20 protein-coding genes are annotated in these 20,119 nt (G+C 65.2%); 13 read left to right on the top strand and 7 right to left on the bottom strand.

Annotated elements, in window-relative coordinates:
* Positions 1-2: 2 nt before the first annotated feature.
* The gene (locus CLU94_RS07570; RefSeq protein WP_099665199.1) at positions 3-875 is read right to left on the bottom strand and encodes a BadF/BadG/BcrA/BcrD ATPase family protein; all 873 of its coding nucleotides are present in this window, start codon (positions 873-875) and stop codon (positions 3-5) included.
* A gap of 348 nt (positions 876-1,223) precedes the next feature.
* Here CLU94_RS07570 and CLU94_RS07565 point away from each other — a divergent pair, with 348 nt between their 5' ends.
* The 9 genes from CLU94_RS07565 (at position 1,224) to bufB (ending at position 9,321) form a co-directional block, all read left to right on the top strand.
* Positions 1,224-1,511, top strand: a complete 288-nt coding sequence (locus tag CLU94_RS07565; RefSeq protein WP_029496217.1) for a hypothetical protein — start codon at positions 1,224-1,226, stop codon at positions 1,509-1,511.
* 230 nt (positions 1,512-1,741) lie between these two features.
* Positions 1,742-2,266, top strand: a complete 525-nt coding sequence (locus tag CLU94_RS07560) for a hypothetical protein (protein WP_099665198.1) — start codon at positions 1,742-1,744, stop codon at positions 2,264-2,266.
* Positions 2,267-2,317: 51 nt separating this feature from the next.
* Positions 2,318-3,952 carry an AAA family ATPase gene (locus tag CLU94_RS07555; RefSeq protein WP_099665197.1) on the top strand — a complete coding sequence of 545 codons (1,635 nt, stop codon included), beginning with the start codon at positions 2,318-2,320 and terminating at the stop codon, positions 3,950-3,952.
* 1 nt (position 3,953) lies between these two features.
* On the top strand, positions 3,954-4,649 hold the full coding sequence (locus CLU94_RS07550; RefSeq protein ID WP_099665196.1) for a general secretion pathway protein GspB: 696 nt from the start codon (positions 3,954-3,956) through the stop codon (positions 4,647-4,649).
* A 100-nt stretch (positions 4,650-4,749) separates the two neighbouring features.
* Positions 4,750-6,237 (top strand): alkaline phosphatase family protein, encoded by a 1,488-nt coding sequence (locus CLU94_RS07545; protein WP_099665195.1) that lies wholly within the window; start codon positions 4,750-4,752, stop codon positions 6,235-6,237.
* Positions 6,238-6,343: 106 nt separating this feature from the next.
* Positions 6,344-6,868, top strand: a complete 525-nt coding sequence (gene mobB / locus CLU94_RS07540; RefSeq protein ID WP_099665194.1) for a molybdopterin-guanine dinucleotide biosynthesis protein B — start codon at positions 6,344-6,346, stop codon at positions 6,866-6,868.
* 57 nt (positions 6,869-6,925) lie between these two features.
* The gene (locus CLU94_RS07535; RefSeq protein ID WP_034781856.1) at positions 6,926-7,126 is read left to right on the top strand and encodes a YjfB family protein; all 201 of its coding nucleotides are present in this window, start codon (positions 6,926-6,928) and stop codon (positions 7,124-7,126) included.
* A gap of 254 nt (positions 7,127-7,380) precedes the next feature.
* The gene (locus tag CLU94_RS07530) at positions 7,381-7,683 is read left to right on the top strand and encodes a BufA1 family periplasmic bufferin-type metallophore (protein WP_077400619.1); all 303 of its coding nucleotides are present in this window, start codon (positions 7,381-7,383) and stop codon (positions 7,681-7,683) included.
* Positions 7,684-7,698: 15 nt separating this feature from the next.
* A complete protein-coding gene (gene bufB, locus CLU94_RS07525) occupies positions 7,699-9,321 on the top strand; it encodes an MNIO family bufferin maturase (RefSeq protein WP_099665193.1) in 1,623 nt (540 codons plus the stop codon).
* A 4-nt stretch (positions 9,322-9,325) separates the two neighbouring features.
* Here bufB and CLU94_RS07520 read toward each other — a convergent pair whose 3' ends face one another.
* The 3 genes from CLU94_RS07520 to fumC form a co-directional block, all read right to left on the bottom strand.
* Positions 9,326-9,610, bottom strand: a complete 285-nt coding sequence (locus tag CLU94_RS07520) for a hypothetical protein (RefSeq protein WP_034759786.1) — start codon at positions 9,608-9,610, stop codon at positions 9,326-9,328.
* A gap of 125 nt (positions 9,611-9,735) precedes the next feature.
* Positions 9,736-9,957: an RNA-binding S4 domain-containing protein gene (locus tag CLU94_RS07515; protein WP_035825476.1), complete on the bottom strand. Its 222-nt coding sequence runs from the start codon at positions 9,955-9,957 to the stop codon at positions 9,736-9,738.
* A gap of 96 nt (positions 9,958-10,053) precedes the next feature.
* A complete protein-coding gene (gene fumC / locus CLU94_RS07510) occupies positions 10,054-11,448 on the bottom strand; it encodes a class II fumarate hydratase (protein WP_099665192.1) in 1,395 nt (464 codons plus the stop codon).
* Positions 11,449-11,620: 172 nt separating this feature from the next.
* On the opposite strand from fumC, the gene CLU94_RS07505 reads away from it, so the two are divergent.
* Positions 11,621-12,763, top strand: a complete 1,143-nt coding sequence (locus CLU94_RS07505) for a hypothetical protein (RefSeq protein WP_099665191.1) — start codon at positions 11,621-11,623, stop codon at positions 12,761-12,763.
* A 431-nt stretch (positions 12,764-13,194) separates the two neighbouring features.
* Here CLU94_RS07505 and CLU94_RS07500 read toward each other — a convergent pair whose 3' ends face one another.
* Positions 13,195-13,446, bottom strand: a complete 252-nt coding sequence (locus CLU94_RS07500; protein WP_257218715.1) for a flagellar protein FliT — start codon at positions 13,444-13,446, stop codon at positions 13,195-13,197.
* 223 nt (positions 13,447-13,669) lie between these two features.
* The gene (locus CLU94_RS07495) at positions 13,670-14,497 is read right to left on the bottom strand and encodes an HDOD domain-containing protein (RefSeq protein ID WP_099668200.1); all 828 of its coding nucleotides are present in this window, start codon (positions 14,495-14,497) and stop codon (positions 13,670-13,672) included.
* Positions 14,498-14,635: 138 nt separating this feature from the next.
* Here CLU94_RS07495 and CLU94_RS07490 point away from each other — a divergent pair, with 138 nt between their 5' ends.
* The 3 genes from CLU94_RS07490 to CLU94_RS07480 all read left to right on the top strand — a co-directional run bounded on the left by CLU94_RS07490 (position 14,636) and on the right by CLU94_RS07480 (position 17,771).
* Positions 14,636-16,705, top strand: coding sequence for a M13 family metallopeptidase (locus CLU94_RS07490; protein ID WP_099668199.1), 2,070 nt, complete (start codon positions 14,636-14,638; stop codon positions 16,703-16,705).
* A 73-nt stretch (positions 16,706-16,778) separates the two neighbouring features.
* Positions 16,779-17,411: a class I SAM-dependent methyltransferase gene (locus tag CLU94_RS07485; RefSeq protein ID WP_099668198.1), complete on the top strand. Its 633-nt coding sequence runs from the start codon at positions 16,779-16,781 to the stop codon at positions 17,409-17,411.
* A 174-nt stretch (positions 17,412-17,585) separates the two neighbouring features.
* Entirely contained in the window at positions 17,586-17,771 is a 186-nt protein-coding gene (locus CLU94_RS07480) for a CsbD family protein (protein WP_077400637.1), read from the top strand.
* 72 nt (positions 17,772-17,843) lie between these two features.
* Here CLU94_RS07480 and CLU94_RS07475 read toward each other — a convergent pair whose 3' ends face one another.
* Positions 17,844-20,054 carry a S9 family peptidase gene (locus tag CLU94_RS07475; protein WP_099665189.1) on the bottom strand — a complete coding sequence of 737 codons (2,211 nt, stop codon included), beginning with the start codon at positions 20,052-20,054 and terminating at the stop codon, positions 17,844-17,846.
* Positions 20,055-20,119 lie beyond the last annotated feature (65 nt).

The following is a 20,119-nucleotide window of genomic DNA, read 5'->3' as shown; positions in this document are numbered from 1 at the left end:
GGTCATTGCTCCTGCAAGTGCTTGCGTATCAGGCGCAGGCCGCCTGCGGCCGAGTCGCCCTGTGCCGGCACGACCAGTTGCAACAGTGCTGCCGGCAGGTAGCCCGACAAGGGCGCCGCCAGGCCGCCGCACAGGGCCACGGGCAAGGCGCCGGCCGGGTCGAGGGCCCTGGCGATGAGGGCGATCTGCCGGCCCGCGTCCACCAGGATGGCGCGCGCCACCGCATTGGTGGCCGCGTGTTCGAGCACCAGGCGCGCCAGTTGCGCGAAATTGGTCTGGCTGGCGGCCGCCAGCCACACTTGCATGGCGTCGCGCTGGCCGCCGCAGGCATCGATGATGGCCGTGGCGAAGGCGCTGCCGGGCACGCGGCCGTCGGCCACCTGCTGCGCATGGTTGATGGCGCGCATGCCGATCCAGGCGCCGCCCGCTTCGTCGCCGGACGGGAAGCCCCAGCCGCCCACTTCATGGCGGCTGCCGTCCGCGTGCAGCACTTCGCCCACGCTGCCCGTGCCGATGGCCACGATGGCGCCCGGCTGGCCCGCATGCGCGCCCAGCAAGGTGGTCAGGGCATCCGATTCGAGCGCGACGGCGGCATAGCCGGGATTGTGTTCGATGAAGCTGGCGGCCCACTGCTTGTTGTGCACGCCGGCCAGGCCCAGGCCGATGGCCATGCGCTGCAGCGGCGGCTGTTCCAGTCCGGCGGCGCGGAAGGCCAAAGTGACGGCATGCGCCACGGACGTCCAGGCCCGTTCGATGCCCAGTCCCAGGCCGGATGGGCCGCTTTGTCCCTGCGCCAGTTCCTGGCCGTCGAGGCGCGCCAGGCGTACGCGGGTTCCGCTACCCCCGCCGTCGACGCCGATTATGTATTCGATCATGTTGTGCAGTCCCGCGTTTGGTTGATTGCGCCTGTCTCGGTTCTTTTATTTGTCGGGCGGCGAAAAAGCTGAAGGCACTATATTGTCGCCCCGATGGCTTGTCAACAGGTATTTAAGTGGTATTAACAAATGCGTTGCGCGCTGTCGCCGCATGCCCGAGGGCGTGATTGCAAGTGATTGTTAATAAAGGGATTTTTGTGCTTGCTGAATGGTATTGAAATTGGCCTTGTTTAATGCCAATTTTTTCAGACTGGTCTGCGCCGCGCGCGGTAGTGTTGCTTCCGCGCATGCTTGGCAAGGGACGCCATGAAGAGTAAAGTCCGCCTTTTACACCTGAGTTGGAAGAGCATGATGAACGACAAGGCAGCAAAGAGCGATTACTGGGACGACTGGCAGCAAGAGGCGCTGGCCGCTGGCGTGTCGGCGCCGCTGGCTGCGCTGGGCATGGAAATGATGCGCACGCACCGCAAGAACCGCTGGCCGAAGGATTTCCTGGGCCGCGAAAGCGATGGCCCGGTCATGATCGAAATGTGCCTGGAAGACGAAGCGGAAACGGAATTGTTCTTCATCGAGAACCTGTATCCCTACGATGCGGCGCTGATCGAAAAGACGCGCCGCCGCCTGTGCCTGCACTGATGGTGCGCTGACGCGCGACTGGAACGGCCGCCTTGTGCGGCCGTTTTGCTTTTCGGGTGGCATTTTCATGGGGGAGTGTCATAATGGCCCAGGCATTTCCGCCCAGGTATGGAGTAGATAATGAGCAAGGCACAGGACAGCAAGAAGGAAGCCAAGAAGGAACCGGCCAAGACCATGAAGGAAAAGAAGGAAGCCAAGAAGGTCAAGAAAGAAGAGCGCAAGCGCTGATCATGCGCCTGCGTCGCCTACTGTCGCGCCCGTGGCGTGCGCCGGCCCTGCTGGCGGCGTTCGCCCTGCTGGCCGTGGGCACGCCCGTGTCCGGCGTGCTGGCGCAGCAAAAGCCGCCGCCATCCACGTTCGGGCAAGTGGTGGGCAATGCCGTGCTGTGCATCGACCAGATCGACAACAAGGCCTTCTATGCGTATCTGCTGACGGCCTTCGGCCCCGCCTACAAGCATGAAGGGGGCGCCTACTGGTTCCGCACGGACGCCACCTTGTGGGGCGCGCCGATTACCGACGTGATCGTCAGCGACGACACCAGTCCCCTCGTCTTCATGGGCGTGGTGGCGGACGCGACGCCGGAAAAGCTGGAACCGGCCATTCGCGGCGTCTCGGGCCTGCGCTTCAATAAGCTCGACAATTCCGCCTTTCCTGTCCGTGGTTCCGTGCCTGGCAGTAAAATCGTCTACTTCCGCAGCAAGGCGAAAGTGTATTGCGCCAAATACAAGCCGTTGCCGCCCGCCCGCACCCGATGAGGGGTTCGGCTTGCCGCCGCGCATTTTGATCGTTTCATCCGCAGGGTCTCCATGTACACGCATTATTTCCAGCTCAAGCAATCGCCGTTTTCGATCGCCCCCGATCCGCGCTACCTGTTCATGAGCGAACGCCACCGCGAAGCGCTGGCGCACCTGCTGTATGGCGTGGGCAGCGGCGGCGGCTTCGTGCTGCTGACGGGAGAAATCGGCGCCGGCAAGACCACCGTGTGCCGCTGCTTCATGGAACAGATTCCGGAAAATTGCCAGCTCGCCTACATCTTCAATCCGAAACTGTCCGTCGAGGAATTGCTGCTGTCGATCTGCGAGGAATTCCGCATCGCCCTGGCGCCCGGCGTGGCCAGCGTGAAAGGCTATGTCGACGCCATCAATGCGCACTTGCTGGCCAGCCATGCGCAAGGCAAGAATAATGTGCTGATCATTGACGAAGCGCAAAACCTGTCCGCCGCCGTGCTGGAGCAGCTGCGCTTGCTGACCAACCTGGAGACGAGCGAGCGCAAGTTGCTGCAGATCATACTGATCGGCCAGCCGGAATTGCGCGCCATGCTGGCCCGTCCCGAACTCGAACAGCTGGCGCAGCGCGTGATCGCCCGCTATCACCTGGGGTCGCTGACGGCGGACGAGACGGCCAGCTATATCCGCCACCGCCTGGCCGTGGCGGGCAGCACGGCGCAGACGCCGTTCGCGCCGCGCTTGATGGCGCAGATCCATGCCTTGAGCAAGGGAGTGCCGCGCCGCATCAACCTGCTGTGCGACCGCGCGCTGCTGGGGGCCTACGTGGAAAACCAGCCGCAGGTGACGCGCCAGATATTGCGCCGCGCCGCCGAGGAAGTGTTTGCGGAAGAGGGGAAGTCGGCTGCCGGACGGGGTCTGCGCTGGCCGCACGTGGCGGTCGGCGTGCTGGCCGGCGCCGTGGTCACGGCCGCGCTGGCCTGGCATTTCATGCCGCGCCCGTCCGTTGTGCCCCCTGTGCCTGCCGTGGCCGCCTCTGTGCCGGCCGCCTCCGCCGTGGCGGCTGCCGCCGCATCCGCCCCCGCACCGGCCAGCGTGCCGGACCGCAACGCCGTGCTGCGCCAGCTGGCCAGCCTGTGGGGCGAGCAGTTGCCGGCCGGTGACGCTTGCCAGGCGGGCGCCCGCGCCGGCCTGCGCTGCCTGCATAGCCGGGGCGGTATCGCCGAGCTGCGCGTGCTGGACCGTCCCGCCCTGCTGGCCTTGCGCGACGGGGAGGGGACGGAACAACTGGCGCTGCTGACGCGCGTGCAGGACGAGAACGCCACCGTCCTGCTCGATGGCAAGCCACAAAGCGTGCCGCTGGCCCAGCTGGCGCAGCGCAGCGATGGCAGTTTCACGACCTTCTGGCGCGCCCCGCGCAGCTGGCGCGACGAAGTGCCGCTGGGCGCCCGCGGCGCCGACGTGGATTGGCTGGCGCAGCGCCTGGCGCAACAGCAGGGCTTGCCTGCGCCGGCCGCCAATCTGCCGCTCGATGCCGAGATGCAAGGTCTGCTGCGTGCTTTCCAGCAACGCCAGAACTTGCGGGCCGATGGCCTGGCGGGCCCGAAAACATTCATACGCCTGATGCAGCTGGGTGACAACTCGGAGCCGCGCCTGAGCAGCGCGGCTCCTGCCGTGGCAGCGCCCGCTGCGACGGCGATGGTGGCGGGGAAATAAGATGTCCTACATACTTGAAGCACTGAAAAAATCGCAGGCCGAGCGCCAATTGGGCGAGTTGCCGTCGATCCACGCACCGCAAGTGCAGCTGCACGATGCCGCCGCATCCGGCGCCGCGCGGCGCGCGCCCGTGTGGCTGGTGCTGGGCGGCGTGACGGTGGCCGTGGCTGCCGCGCTGCTGCTGTGGCAGCCTTGGCAGGCGGGCGCGGCGGCGCCTGCGGCCGTCGCCCCTGCCGTGCTGGCCCAGGCCGTGCCCGCACCGCTGCCGGCAGCGCCGCCGCCTGCTGCCCCCGTGCCCGCGCCCGCGCCTGTGGCTGTGCCCGTACCACCGGCGGCCACCGCCGCGCCCGTGCACCATGCGAGGGCCGTGCCGGAACCGAAGCAGGAGACGCCAGGCCAGGCCGCTCCGCCTGTCCCCGCTCCCGCTCCCGCGCCGGCGCCGGCCATGTCCGCGCCGTCGGCCGAAGAGACCGTGCCCGGCATGCGCGACTTGCCCGAGCCGATACAGCGGCAAATCCCCGCCATCGCCATCGGCGGCTATATCTATTCGAAGAATCCGGCCGACCGCCTGTTGCTGATCGACAAGGTCTTGCGCCACGAGGGTGAGGAACTGGCGCCCGGCCTGGTGCTGGAAAAGTTGCAGCCGAAGGCGGCCATCTTCAGTTTCAAGGGCTACCGCTACCGTGTGCCATATTGAGTTGTTGTGCATCAAGGCCGGGCCGCCATAGCTGAACCATACTGGCGGGGCCTGGTCGAACCAGGGTCGCTGCGACCGTGTGCGCGGCCGGGGAGGTCCGATGATTGCTGCCGCAACTGCTGGCGAGGGTGTGCTTGATGCGCAGGGCTTGGGAAACCTGGCGCGCATCGACCATATCGTCGTGCTGATGATGGAAAACCGCTCGTTCGACCACATGCTTGGCTACCTGAGCCTGGAAGGCGGGCGCACCGATATCGATGGCTTGCAGGCAAGTCATGCCAACGTGCATGCGGGCGTGCGCTACCCCGTGCACCATTTGCGGCGCACGGCCTTTGGCCCGCAGCAAGACCCGTCGCATACGGGCATGTCGGTGGCGCAGCAATTGCAAAACAATAACGGTGGCTTCGTCGACGATTATGTGCAAACGCATCCGGGCGACCCCGACATCGACCTAGTCATGGGCTACTACAATGGGGCCGACTTACCCATGTACGATTTCCTGGCGCAGCAATTCTGCGTCTGCGACCGCTGCTACAGTTCCGTGCCGGGCGCCACCTGGCCCAACCGCCTGTATGCGGTCAGCGGCAAGGCGGCCGGCAGCAAGGACAGCAAGCGCGTGCCCCTGTATGCGAACAAATCCTTCGTGCGCCACCTCGAGCGGGCCCAGGTCAGCTGGAAGTTCTATTCCGCCTGGAAGCCCTGGAGCCTGGCGCTGACGGACGACCATTACCGCTCGTCCGACATGTACGAACCGTTCGGCTCCAGCGCCCGCCGCTATGGCTTCATCGGCGATGCGCTGGCGGGCGCCTTGCCCTCGGTCAGCTGGATCGATCCCCATTTCTTCGACAATGACGACCACCCGCCGGCCGATATCCGCGCCGGCCAGGCGCTGGTGGCGCAGGTCTACCAGGCCCTGTCGCGCGGTCCCGCCTGGGCGCGCACCTTGCTCATCCTCACCTATGACGAGCACGGCGGCTTTTTCGACCATGTGCCGCCACCCGTCGCCGTGGACGACGACCCCGCGTTTCGCCGCTACGGCGTGCGCGTGCCCATGCTGCTCGTGTCGCCGCTGATCGCGCCTGGCAGCGTCAGCCACGAGGTTTACGATCACGCGTCGATCATCAAAACCATCCTGCAGCGCTTTTGCCGCGCCGCCGATGGCGCCTTGCCCCAGATGGGCGCGCGCGTGGCGGCCGCCAGCGGCCTGGGCGCCATGCTGACCCTGGCGCAGCCGCGCGCGGCGCCTGCCGTGCCCGCAGCCGTGCAGGAGCAGCGGGCCGCCTGGGAAGCGGATGTGCGGGCGCAGGATTTCGCCCTGCTGGCGCCTGCTTCCCCGCCGGATGGCGCGCTGGCCGCCGCTGCCGCCGTCCCCTTCCAGTCCGATGTGGAGGCGGGCGCGATCGCCGCCCACCGGCAATTGGCGCGCAGGGCGAGGAATGCGCAGGCGGTGGATGGTAGAACGGCGAGTAAAACGGCAAGTCAAGCGGCGGGAGCGGCAGCGCCGAAGCCGGTGGGCAGGCGCCGGCGGCAGGGCGGCAAGCCGGGGCCCGCCAATGCCAGGAATGGCGGGAAATCCGGCGGCGCTTGAGTTGCGCGATGAGTTGCGCGATGAGTCGGGCGATGCGCGGCGCCTGCGCCAGGCGGCAGCGCCGGTGGGCTGCGTATAATCATTCCTTCTCAATCAAGGAGTGACCATGCACGATGCGATGCCCGCACACCCGGTACTCGGTGTGATCGGCCGTTCCGGTAGTGGCAAGACGACCCTGCTGGAATTTGTGGTGAAGGAAATGGCGGCGCGCGGCTTGCGCGTCAACCTGGTCAAGCACAGCCACCATGACCTGGCGCTGGAACCGCCACAGAAGGACAGCGCCCGCCTGCGCCTGGCCGGCGCGGCGGAAGTGCTGGTGGCGTCACCGTACCGTTTTGCCATCGTGCATGAACTGCGCGGCGCGCCGGAACCCAGCCTGGCGCAGCAACTGGCCCGCATGGGGCCGGCAGACCTGACCCTGGTCGAAGGCTTCAAGACGGACCCCATTCCGAAGCTGGAAGTATTCCGTCCGGCAGTGGGGCAGGCGCCCCTGTATCCGCATGACCCGCATGTGATCGCCGTCGCGTCGGACAGTCCTGCGCCGGCCGACTTGCGCAAGGGCGTGCAATGGCTGGACTTGAATGCGCGCGAACACGTGCTGGCCTGGCTGCTGCAAAGACTGGAAAAATAAGCTAAAGGTTTGCCGGCGGCATCCGTTAACAAGGGTAGAACCTCATTGGAGAAACGTATGGACGTCGGAAGCATTGCTCAACTGTCAACCACGATGGCGGAGACAGGCACGCGGCAAGCCGTCGGCTTGACTGTCCTGAAAAAAGCCCAGGATATCCAAAGCTCGACCGCCACGGCCTTGCTGGCAGCGCTGCCACCGGTACAGTCGGCGCCAAGTCTGCCGGCTCACCTCGGCAACCGCATCAACACGACCGCCTGAGCGCAGTCCCGCGGCGCCCGTCTGGCGCTCGCATTACTTACGCCCACACCACCGTCATCGACGGTGGCGCGTGGGCATTTTTGTCTGTCTTCCTGCTTTCCTTCCATTTTTCTCTCCGCCCCTGTCAAGTTGATTAATTGACCATGGTTCGCCATGGCACGGCCGATTCAGTAGAATGGCGTCCATCACCTCGCGTTGCCCATCAGCGCAGCCCGGGGCGTGCCATTACTTTGACCCATGCAAGAGGATTCCCCATGAACAAACGTCAAGCTCTCATCGCCGCCGCCCTCGCGGGCATCTGTGCCGGCACCACCCTCAACGCGGCCGCGCACGATGGTCCCGCCCCCGGCGACAAGGAAAAGTGTTATGGCGTGGCCAAGGCAGGGCAGAACGATTGCGCCTCGTCCGACGGCGCGCACTCCTGCGCGGGCCAGGCGGAAGCGGACAACTTGCCGACGGAATGGACGTATGTTGCCAAGGGCACGTGCGAACAGGCGGGCGGTTCCGTCAAGCCCATCAAGGCCGGCAAGGCGGCAAAACCGGCCACGCAGCCGTAAGCACGCCGCCAGCCCATGCCGCCGCCAGTTCAAGCGCTTGCCGGCGTCGGCTTGCGCGCCGCGCACTACCGCGACTTCCTGGCGCGCCGCCCCCGGGTGGGCTGGCTGGAAGTACACACCGAAAACTATCTGCAGCCGTCGGGCTGGGATAGCCATGTATTAGACACCCTGCGCCAGGATTACCCCATCAGCCTGCATGGCGTGGGCCTGGGCCTGGGGTCCGCGCGCGGTTTTTCCGAGAGCCACTTGCAGCACGTGCGCGCCGTGGTCGAGCGCGTCGAGCCGGTCCTCGTGTCGGAACACCTGAGCTGGGGCGCCGTGGCGCAGCAGCAACTCAATGATCTGTTGCCGCTGGCCTTGAACGGCGCCGTCCTCGATTTGCTGTGCGCCAGGGTGGGGAGGGTGCAGGATGTGCTGAAAAGGCCGATCTTGCTGGAAAATGTCTCCACTTACCTGCGTTTTGCCGACGATGCCATGAGCGAGGCGCAATTCCTGGCGGAGCTGGCGCGCCGCAGCGGCTGCGGGCTGCTGCTCGATATCAATAACCTGTATGTGAACCAGTGCAACCACGGCGAACACGCCTTGACGGCCATGCAGTCCATCGCGCCGGGCAGCGTGGGCGAGCTGCACCTGGGCGGCCATCTGGTAACGCCGCATGCCGTGATCGACCATCACGGCGCCGCCGTGGCCGATCCCGTCTGGGACTTGTATGCGGCCGCCTTGCAGCGCTTTGGCGCCATTCCCACGCTCGTCGAATGGGATACGGACTTGCCCGCCCTCGATGTCTTGCTGGGCGAGGCGGACAAGGCGCAAGCCATGCTGGCGCGGCATGCGCCGCCAACGCCATGGCAGGGAGCAGCGCTGCCGTCCCCGCCGCCGCCCGCGTCGCTTGATGCGCTGGCGGCCGGCCAGCAAGCGTTTGCCACGGCCTTGCTGGATGCCGAGGCAACATTGCCACCGTTCGCGGGCGAGCAGGTGCCGCAGCGTTTTGCACTGTACCGTGGCAATATGAGCGCCACCTGGCGCCGCACCCTGGCGCACGCCTATCCCGTCGTGCTGGCGCTGGTGGGCGAGGAATTCCTGGGCGGCCTGGCGCGCGCGTATGGGCGGCAGATGCCATCCGATAGCGCCGATTTGAACCAGTTTGGCGCCCGTTTCGCCGATTTTCTGGCCACTTTCCCGCATGTCGCCGATTTGCCCTATCTGCCGGACATGGCGCGCCTGGAATGGGCCGTGCACCTGGCCCATTACGCGCCCGATGCGCAGGGCCTGGCGCCCGAGTCGCTGGCCGCCTTGCATCCCGACCAGCTGGAAGCGCGGCGTTTCAGCTTGCATCCCGCCTGCGCCTTGCTGGAATCGGATTGGCAAGTGGCGGCCCTGTGGCAGGCGCATCAGGAGGGAGAGGGGCAGGGGATGTTTCCGCAGGATATGCGGGTGGCGAGCTGCGCGCTCGTATGCCGGACGCGCTGGAAGGCGCAGGTGCTGCTACTGGATGCGGCTGCGCATGCCGCCTTGCTGGCGTTAAGGCAGGGGCAGACGTTTGGCGCCGCGCTCGATGCGGCGTTCGAGCTGGACCCTGCATTCGACCTGGCCCCGCACTTGCGCCAGTGGCTGGCGCATGCGGTGTTGGCGGCGTGAGGGGTTATTCGAACGCCCGCAGCAGGCGCGCTTCGCCCGTCTGATCGCGGTACAGGGCATTCGCGGCCAGGGTGGCATCCATCATGCGCGTGACTTGCTCTTCTTCAAAGCGGGCGAGTTCGGCCGTGGCCGCGACGAGGGCCAGTTCCAGCCTGGCGCGCGCGCTCTGGTACAGGCTGCTGGTGTATTTGTCTGTGTTACGCAGCAATTCTTCCGCGTTTTCTATTACCTGGCGCAAGTCGCCGATCAGGCGTTCCTGGCTGCGCGTACCTTGTTCGGGATGGTCCATGGCGCTTCCCTTCTGCAATCGATATTTATCTGACAATAACGACGTGTTTGCAGCTTGATCCAGGCAGCCGGCTGACAGCGGCGCTGGCTGGACGCATGGGGCTGCTTTCGCACCCCATGCCGGGGTCAGACGGGAGCGACGACCGTGATACGGATATCGCCCACGCTGACGACCTGGCCGGCGCGGATCTTGGCGGTCTTGCGCAATTCCTTCTTGCCATCGACCTTCACCACGCCGCTATCGACCATGACCTTGCCTGCGCCACCGCTGTCGCACAGGCCGACCAGCTTCAACAGCTGGTTCAGCTCGACGAACTCGGATGTTAAATCAAAGCTTACTTTTTGCATTGTATCCCTTATTGCAACGATGTGTTTTAAACACTTAATGACGGTGTCAACTAAGGTCATAGTTTACATGAAGCCAGGAGGAATGCAGGCTGAGCCTTAACTTTTGTTGGGCCGCGTCATGTCCAGGGGCACGATCCACGCACCGAATTGCTCTTCCGTCACAAAGCCCAGGGCCAGCGCCGCTTCCTTCAAGGTCGTGCCTTCATGCTGGGCCTGCTTGGCGATTTGCGCCGCCTTGTCGTAGCCGATGTGCGGCGCCAGCGCCGTGACCAGCATCAGGGAGCGCTCCATCAGTTCGGCGATGCGCTCACGGTTCGGCGCGATGCCGTGCGCGCAATGCTCGTCGAAGCTGCGCATGCCGTCGCCCAGCAGGCGCGCGCTTTGCAGGAAGTTGTGCGCAATCAAGGGCTTGAAGACGTTCAGCTCGAAATTGCCCGAGGCGCCGCCCACCGTGATGGCGACATCGTTGCCGAATACCTGGCAGCACAGCATGGTCAGCGCTTCGCACTGGGTGGGGTTGACCTTGCCCGGCATGATGGAGCTGCCCGGCTCGTTTTCTGGGATGGTGACTTCACCGAGGCCGGAGCGGGGGCCGGATGCCATCCAGCGCACGTCGTTGGCGATTTTCATCAGGGCCGTGGCCAGGGTTTTCAGCGCGCCATGGGCGGCCACCAAGGCGTCGTGGGCCGCCAGCGCGGCAAACTTGTTGCTGGCCGTTGCGAACGGCTGGCCCGTCAGGCGCGCCAGTTCCGTCGCGATGCGGCCGGCAAATTCCACGTGGGCGTTCAATCCCGTGCCGACGGCCGTGCCGCCGGCGGCCAGCTGCAGCAGCGGCGGCAACGATGCCGTGATGATGTGCTCGGCAAAGTCCAGCTGCGCCACGTAGCCGGAAAATTCCTGGCCCAGGGTCAGCGGGGTCGCGTCCTGCAAGTGGGTGCGGCCGATCTTGACGATGTCGGCAAATTCCGTGGCCTTGGCGTCCAAGGTGGCGCGCAGCTGGCGCAGCGGCGGCAAGACCGTGTTGGCGACGGCCAGTGCGGCCGCCACGTGGATGGCGGTGGGAAAGATGTCGTTCGAGGACTGGCCCAGGTTGACGTCGTCGTTCGGGTGCAGCAGGCGCCCCTCGCCCCGCAAGCCGCCGATCAGCTCGGAGCCGCGGTTGGCCAGCACTTCATTCATGTTCATATTGCTTTGCGTGCCAGAACCCGTCTGCCAGACGGCCAGCGGGAATTCTGCCTCGTGCTTGCCGGCCAGTACTTCGTCGGCCGCCTGCGTGATGGCGATGGCTTTCTTGCCATCCAATAGACCCAGGTCCAGGTTGACGTGGGCGGCCGCGCGCTTGACGGTGGCCAGGGCGGCGATCAGTTCGGGCGGCATCTTTTCCGTGGAGATATGGAAGTGCTCGAGCGAGCGCTGCGTTTGCGCTCCCCACAGCCGGTCGGCGGGTACGTCGATCGGGCCGAAACTGTCGCGTTCGATTCTGCTACTCATGGCATCCCTTTCATCGATAGAGGTGGATCGAGTGTACTCCAGGCGTCAAAAAAGCACAGGATGATGCTGTATTGCATCATTTTTGCCCTGACCCATCTATATTTTTGCGATTTCCTGCCGTTAAAGACAGGCGAGTTCCCCTTATCTATCCTGTTATCAAAGCGATCAGTCCATGCAGAGCAGCATTTTTCCCCGTTGGTCCCTGATCGCGTGCGCCGCCGCCAGCCTGGCCTTGTCGCCCGTCATGGCGGCCGAACTGGGTGACATGGCCGTGCTGTCGCACGTGGGGCAGCCCCTGCTGGCCGAGATAGAACTGACGGCCCTGGCGCCCGAGGAAGCGAGTGGCGTGGCCGTGCGCCTGGCTTCGCCCGATGTGTACCGCGGCGGCGGCATCGGCATGGATCCGGCCCTGCAAACCTTGACCATCAGCCCGCTGGAGCGCGGTGGGCGCCACTATGTGCGCGTGACAACGCGGCAAGCGATCCAGGCAGGCCATGTGCACCTGTATTTATTGCTGGGCAGTGGCAATGGCGCCGTCGTGCGCCTGGGCACCTTGTGGCTGACGCCGGCCCCGCCCGCCGCCGTCGCCCCTGTCAGCGCGCCAGCCAGGCCCGCCGTTCCGGCGCCCGCGCCCGCGCCGGTGCCGCAACCGTTGCCATTGCCGCGTGCCGTGTCCGCCGCGCCGCTGCCCGATGCCGCCGCCCTGGCGGCCCGCGCGCGCGCCGAGGGCCTGGTGCGCCCGGCGCGCGTGTTCGTGCCGCCGCCCGCCGCGCCCGCGCCGGCCGCTGCCGCGCTGCGTCCGGCGCCGTTGCGCCGCGCCACGGCGCCCGTCGCCGCTTGCGCGCCGCAAGCCAATATGGAGCAGGCGCAAGCATGCGTGGCGCTGGACGAGAAAAACGCGGCTTTGAATGACAAGCTCGGCGAATTGGAAGGCAAGATCGGCGCCTTGCAGCAGGCGCTGGCTCAGCCTGCCACCGCTGCTGCCGCCGCTGCGCCGGCTGCCGCGCCGGCCGAGGCGCAGGCGCCGCATGCCAAGCCCAAGCCCCTGCACGCGGCACCGGCAGCCGAGAAGAAGGCGGGCGGCAACGGCTTGCTGTGGCTGGGTATCGGCACCCTGGCCTTCCTGCTGTTGACGGCCCTCATCGTGTACGTCGTGCGCAAGCGCAAGCAGGCGGCGGGGCCGGGTGCGCCGTCGAAATACTGGGTCTTGCTGCGCAAGCCATTCGGCCGCAAGAAGAAGGAGGCGCCCGTGCTGACGGAGGCGGTGGAGGAGGGGGCGGCGGACGAGCCGGAACCGGAGCCGTTCTCGCGTTGATGATGTTGCAAGGGCTGCGACAAGGCGGTGCCGGAATTTGATATAAAAAAAGATATTGAAAAAAGACAGAAAAATGCTTGTATCGCGTGTTGCCTGTTTCTTAAATATGGTGATATGATTAATTCAGTGGACTTGCTCTACGACAAAACAGCCCCAGCCTGGCGCAGTCACCAACGATAGTGTGGCGCGGCAAACAGGTGTAGCGTTGCATAAACGCCTGGGTCTGGAAGCGGTTCGCGATGCCGACGATGTGCTCGCGAACGCCGGATGCAACCGGCAGCGAGGCGACGCCAGGAGATACCTGGGGCTCGCCTTCCAAATTCCCCCTCCTTGTTTCCCGAGCGCCGCAGATGGCGCGCTCCCCGGCAAGGCGGCAGACGTAAAAAAAGCACCCGCGGGTGCTTTTGTCGTTTCTGGTGCTGCCATATGACTTACATGCGGGCGCGCGAACCTTGCATGGCGTTCGGCAGCTGCGTCATCCACGGTTCCGTGATGGTGCGGATTTCGCGGTCGTTGGCCAGGATTTGCTTGAGCAAGTCGATCTTGCGCAGGCGCGAGGCGCCGGCCTGGGCGGGCACCTTGCCCGTCATGACCGTGCTGGCGGCGCTGGCGCACTGGTTTTCCAGGGCATCCAAGTCATTCCAGTCGCTCGAACGTGCGGCCACGACCATTTTATTGGTCATTCCTGCAATATTTTCATACATCGAGAGAACGTCGTTGGAGGTCATGAGCACACCCGTAACTAGTGAATGGATTACCGCTTGTCTAGATTAACGGCGTGCTTGACGGGAACTTGAGGGTGTTTTTGAAAAAAAAGTGAAAATAATTTGGATAATTTTGGCGATCCGCCGGAATCGCCCGCAAACCCGCATGGATGCAGGGTCGGCGATGCCGGCGGTGGGGGATTTATTTGACGAGTTCTTCCAATCCCGCGCTCAGTTCGGCTGGCGGCGGCATCTTGTCGACCAGTACCGAGGGCGGCAAACCCAGCGCTTCGGCCACGTTGCCGGGGTAGCAGGCGATGATTTCTTCATTGCTCAGGGCGTTTTCATCGATGCGGGCGCGCCAGGCGGCCAGGTGGATGATGGCGGCCAGGCGGTTCAGCGGCGCCTTGGCCAGCGGGTCGGGAAAGGCGGCGATGGCGTCGGCAAAGGCGCCGGGGAACTTCCAGCGGCGCGCCAGTTCGGCGCCCACCTGCGCATAGTCATAGCCCAGCGAGACCCGCTCCGCGTCGAGCCGGCGCGCATCGAGCGGTGGGGCGATCTTGTCGAGCTGCATGGCTTGCTCGGGCATGGCGGCATGGATCACCAGTTGTCCGATCGCATGCATCATGCCGATGGTGAACGCCAGGTCCTGGTTGTCGCCCGTCTGCCTGGCGATCCAGCGGGCCGACACGGCGCTGTGCAGGCTGTAGCGCCAGAATTGCGGCAGGTTCAGGCCGGGCACGGCCTTGAAGCCGCTGACCAGGCCCGAGCTGATGACGAGGGTGCGCACGGTAACAAAGCCGAGCATGAGCACGGCGTCTTCCACCGTGCCGATGCTGCGCGAGACGTGGTAATAGGCTGAATTGGCCAGCCGCAGCAGCTTGGCGCTCAAGGCCGGGTCCGCTCCCAGCTGGCGCGCGATGTCTTCGGTGGCGATGGCGGGGTTGTCGAAACTGCGCACCAGTTCATCGACGATCTTCGGGGCGGCAGGCAGGGCGTGGGGTTGCTGGAACAGCGCTTCCAGTTGCATGGCAATCTCCTTGGCGTACGCGCGGCACGGGGTCGTAAAACTATAGGCCGATTTTTTGTCCGCATGCAAAAAAGTTCCGGGATGCTTTTTGCATGGGAAACAGGCTATGATTTTGACTATTCCATCGAAAGGATCGCCATGCACGGTTTGCGTTTTTCCTGGTCCCGGACGCCAGTCCAGGCCGCCATCGTCCTCGCCCTGGCCGGCGTCTCGCTGACCGGCTTGCCCGCCCGGGCGCACGGCCAGCCGGCCGCCGCCGATGTCGCTGGCGCCGCCGTTCCCGCTGCCTTGCCCGGCGACGACTTCTATGACTACGTGAATGGCGACTGGCTGCGCGGCACGGAGATTCCCGCCGACCGCAGCAGCTGGGGTTCGTTCGCCATCCTCGCCAATGCGACCAACGAGCGCATCATCGCCCTCGTCGAGGGCCTGGCGGCGGCGCCGCAGGCCGATGCCTCCGCGCGCCAGGTCAGCGATTTTTACCGTTCCTGGATGGATGAATCGGCTATCGAAGCGAAAGGCTGGGCCCCGATCAAGCCCTTGTTGAGCAAGATCAATGGCATACGCGACCAGGCAGGGCTGGCCCGCGCGCTGGGCGAGAGCTTGCGCGCCGATGTCGACCCGCTCAATTCCACCAATTTTTATACGGAAAACCTGTTCGGCCTGTGGGTGGCGCAAGACTTGAACGACACCACGCGCAATGTCGCCTACCTGCTGCAGGGCGGACTGGGCTTGCCTGACCGTGCCTTTTACCAGGACGACAGCGCCCGCATGCAGGGCTTGCGCGCCGGCTACCAGGCGCATATCGCCGCCATGCTCAAGCAGGCCGGTTACGGCGATGCGCCGGCCCGCGCCGCGCGCGTGTTTGCGCTGGAACAGAAAATTGCCGCCAGCCACGCCAGTCGCGAGGATTCGGCCGATGTCGCCAAGGGCAACAACGCGTGGCGCGCCGCCGACTTCGCCAGCAAGGCGCCGGGCCTGGACTGGCAAGCCTTCTTCCAGGCGGCCGGCCTGGGCAAGCAGATGGATTTCATCGTCTGGCATCCGTCGGCCATGACGGGCAGTGCCGCGCTGGTGGCGAGCGTGCCGCTGGCTACGTGGAAGGATTTCCTGGCCTTCCACGCCATCAACCATTTCAGCACTACCTTGCCGAAGGCGGCCGCCGACCAGCGCTTCGCCTTCTATGGCAGCGCCCTGAGCGGTACGCCGCAGCAGTCGCCGCGCAGCAAGCGCGCGCTGGCCGCGACGAATGCGGCCCTCAGCGACGCCGTCGGCAAGCTGTACGTGGAACGCTATTTCCCGCCGGAATCGAAAGCCCGCGTGCAGGAGATGGTGACGAATATCGTCGCCGCCTTCTCGCGCCGCATCGACAAGCTGGACTGGATGGCGCCCGCCACCAAGGCGCAGGCGCAGGAAAAACTGCAAACCCTGTACGTGGGCGTGGGCTATCCGGAACGCTGGGACAGTTATGCTGGCTTGCGCGTGGTGCGCGGCGATGCGCTGGGCAATGTGCAGCGGGCGGAACAGTTCCACTATCGCCAGGAACTGGCCAAGCTGGGCCAGTCGCCCGACCGCAAGGCCTGGGCCATGCCGGCGCAGCTGGTCAACGCCGTCAACCTGCCGCTGCAAAACGCGCTGAACTTCCCGGCCGCCATCCTGCAGCCGCCATTCTTCGACCCGCAGGCATCCGATGCGGCCAATTACGGCGGCATCGGCGCCACCATCGGCCACGAGATCAGCCACAGCTTCGATGACCAGGGCGCGCAGTTCGACGCCCAGGGCAAGCTGCGCGACTGGTGGACGCCGGCCGACCTGGCGCATTTCCAGACGGCATCCAAGCAATTGGTGGCGCAGTTCGCGGCCTACAAACCGTTCCCCGACCTGGCCGTGAATGGCCAGCTGACCCTGAGCGAAAACCTGGCCGACCTGGCCGGCGTGGCGGCAGCGCATGATGCGTTCACCCTGTCGCAGCAGGGCAAGCCGGTGCAGGCGGGCGCCGACCGCGATTTCTTCACGGGCTATGGCGTCAGCTGGCGCAGCAAGGCGCGCGAAGCGGCGGCGCGCCAGCAAATCCTCACGGATGGCCACGCGCCGGCGCAATACCGTGCCGCCACCGTGCGCAACCTCGACGCCTGGTACCCGGCCTTCGACGTCCAGCCGGGCCAGCAGCTGTACCTGGCGCCGGAGCAGCGCGTGCGCGTCTGGTAAGAGTGCTGACGCTGCCGGCCGGGGAGCTGGTCGGCAGCGTAAAATGGCGGAACATATCGACAGGACCGCCATGATGCCAAGCCCACCGCAAGACCCCATCCACGCCATCACGGGCCGCACCCTGGCCTATTACGACGCCAGCGCCGAGCAGTTTTTCGAAGGCACGCGCGACCACGACGTCAGCCAGAACATCGCCGCGCTGCTGGACGCCATCGGCAAGCCGGCGCCGCTGGCCATCCTCGACCTCGGTTGCGGCCCGGGCCGCGACCTGAAGGCGTTCACGGCCATGGGGCATCAGGCCACGGGCGTCGATGGCTGCCCACGCTTCGTCGAGATGGCGCGCGCCTACAGCGGCTGCACCGTGTGGCAGCAGGATTTCGTCGACCTCGATTTGCCGGCCGCGCACTTCGACGGCGTGTTCGCCAATGCCGTGCTGTTCCACGTGCCCAGCGCCGTCTTGCCCGGCGTGCTGCGCGCCTTGCACGCTTGCCTGAAGCCCGGTGGCGTGCTGTTCAGCTCGAATCCGCGCGGGCAGAACCAGGAAGGCTGGAATGGCGCCCGCTACGGCAGCTATCACGACGAGGAAACGTGGGCCGCCTACGTGCAGGCGGCCGGTTTCAGCCTGCTCGACCAGTACTACCGCCCGCCGGGCTTGCCGCGCGAGCAGCAGCCGTGGCTGGCCACCGTGTGGCGCAAGCCCGCGTGATCGCCGATATTGGCGCAAATTGAGCATGTGTTAGGAACCGTACAGAGCATTGATCCCCCGCCCCGTAGTATGGACACATCGACACGCAGCAAGCAGTTTGCAACAGCGTGTGAGCCGCAGTACCGGCCCTTCGGGGCCGGACAACAGATGTACCAACTACAGTGAGGATCCATCATGAACAAAGATCAAGTCGAAGGTAAACTGAAGGAAGTCGGCGGTAAAATCCAGGAAGCCGCTGGCAAGATCGTCGGCAGCGAAGAACAGCAAGCCAAGGGCCTGGCAAACCAGGTCGAAGGCAAAGTGCAGAAGAAAGTCGGCGACGTCAAGGACGCGGTGGAAACCGTTACCCGTAAGCCGTAATCTGGCGCACGCATAAAAAAACCGCCGCCTGTCGCGAGACAGGCGGCGGTTTTTATTTGATGCCGATCAAACTTATTTCACTGGATTGGCCAGGTTCTGCTTGAAGAACAGCTCGATTTTCTTGTACACGTGGCGCTGGCCCGCGCGCGACGAGATGCCGTGCTTGGCGCCAGGATACGTCATCAGGTCGAATTGCACGCCGCGGTTCACCAGCGCGTCGATCAGGCGCGTGCTGTTGCTGAACAAGACGTTATCGTCGGCCATGCCGTGCACCAGCAGCAGCGGCGACTTCAAGCCGTCCAGATGGGCGAACACGGTGCTGGCCTTGTAGCCATCCACGTTTTCCTTCGGCATGCCGAGGAATTGCTCCGTGTAGTGGGTGTCGTACAGCGACCAGTCGGTCACGGGCGCCACCGAAACGCCCATGGCGATCTTGTCGGACGCAGCCGACAGCAAGCGCAGGGTCATGAAGCCGCCGTAGCTCCAGCCGAACACGCCGATGCGTTTCGCGTCCACGAAGCTTTGCTTGCCCAGCCAGTCGATGCCCACCAGCTGGTCCGCCACTTCCGCCGCGCCCAGGTTGTGATAGATGGCGTCCGTGAACGCGCGCTCGCGGCGCGACGAACCGCGGTTATCGAGGCGGAAGACGACAAAGCCCTGCTGCGCCATGTACTGGTCGAAGTTGTTGCCCCAGCGGCGAGCCACGTGCTGCGAGTGCGGGCCGCCATACGTCGACAGGTAGACGGGATAGCGTTTGCCCGCGTCGAAGTTCGACGGCTTGACGATCGAATAGTGCAAGGTCTGGCCATCGTTGGCCTTCAGGGTGCCGTATTCGGTCGGCAGGTGGTCCGCCTTGTACTTGTAGTACGGGTGGCTGGCGTTCAGCGCGTTTTCTTCCAGCCAGCCCACCATGGCGCCGTCCGGACGGCGGATGCTCACTTGCGGCGGCGTGGCCGGGTCGGAATACGTGTCGACGAACACTTCGCCATTGCGCGAGAACGTCGTGTCGTGCCAGCCATCGGCCTTGGTGACGCGCTGCGGCTTGTCGGCCGTGCTGCCATCGAGGGCCAGGGCGTAGGTCTGCTTGTCGATGACGGCATCGCGGTTCGACGATACGTAGACCTTGCCCGTCTTCTGGTTCACGGCCAGCACGCTGTCGATGCCCCACTCGCCGGAAGTGACCGGGTACAGCAGCTTGCCGCCCATGTCGTACAGGTACAGGTGGTTGCGGCCCGTGCGCTCGGACGACCACAGGAACTGGCCGTTCGGCAGGAAGCGCAGGTCGTCATGGATGCTGACCCAGGTCTTTGACGTTTCCGTCAGCAGGGTGCGCTGCGCCAGGGTGGCCGCATCGACGGCCACCAGGTCGAGGGTCTTCTGGTCGCGCGACTGGCGCTGGTACACGAGCGACTTGCCGTCCGCGCTCCAGTCGGCGCGCACCAGGTAGATGTCCGGGTTCGTGCCCAGGTCCACCTGGCGCTGCGCGCCCGTTTCCGGCGAGACGATCAGCAGCTGCACCAGCACGTTCGGGTCGCCCGCGGCAGGGTAGCGCTGCTCGACGACGTCGGTGCGGTCGGCGAAGATTTCGAAGCGGCGCACGACGGGCACGGGCGCTTCGTCATAGCGTTTATAGGCGATGGCGGAATCGTCGGGAGCCCAGTAGTAGCCGGTGCGCTGACCCATTTCTTCCTGCGCCACGAATTCGGCTTCGCCGTTGCGGATAGTGCCCTTGCCATCGGTGGTCAGCTGGCGTTCCTTGTTCGTCTTGAGGTCGATCACATAGATGTTTTGATCGCGCACAAACGATACGTAGCGGCCTTTCGGCGAGATTTTCGGATCGAGTACATTGCCCTTGGCGACCAGGCGCGCCTTGTCCGGGTGGGCCGCGTCGACCAGGTACAGATTGCCGGCCAGCGGCACCAGCAACTGCTTGCCGTCCGGCGACCAGCTGTAGCTGAGAATGCCGTTCAGGCTGGCCGTGCGCTCGCGTTCGCGGCGCGCCTGCTCTTCGGGCGAAATCGTTTCATTCGGCACCAGCGCCTTCGAGTCGACCAGGCGGTGCGTGCTCTTGTCCTTCAGCTTGAATTCCCACAGGTCGAGCTGGAACTGGTTGTCCGCGCGGCCGCGCAGGAACGTGACGCGCTCGCCGTCGGGCGAGACCTTCAGGTTGCGCACGCCGGGGCCGGCCAGCGCCGGATCGGCGTGGATGCGTTCCAGGGTCAGCTTTTCAGCCGATGCGGGAACGCTGGCCATCGCGGCCAGAAAACAAAGAATAAAACGCATGGATGTCTCGGTGATTGTAAAGGGATGTCAAGAAGATGCTTGACAGCAAACGATACCAGAGCACG

It is taken from the genome of Janthinobacterium sp. 13 (genome assembly GCF_002749695.1).
GTDB lineage: Bacteria > Pseudomonadota > Gammaproteobacteria > Burkholderiales > Burkholderiaceae_D > Janthinobacterium > Janthinobacterium kumbetense.
The sequence above is the reverse complement of the archived record's forward strand: the minus strand, read 5'-3'. Positions and strand labels throughout refer to the sequence as shown.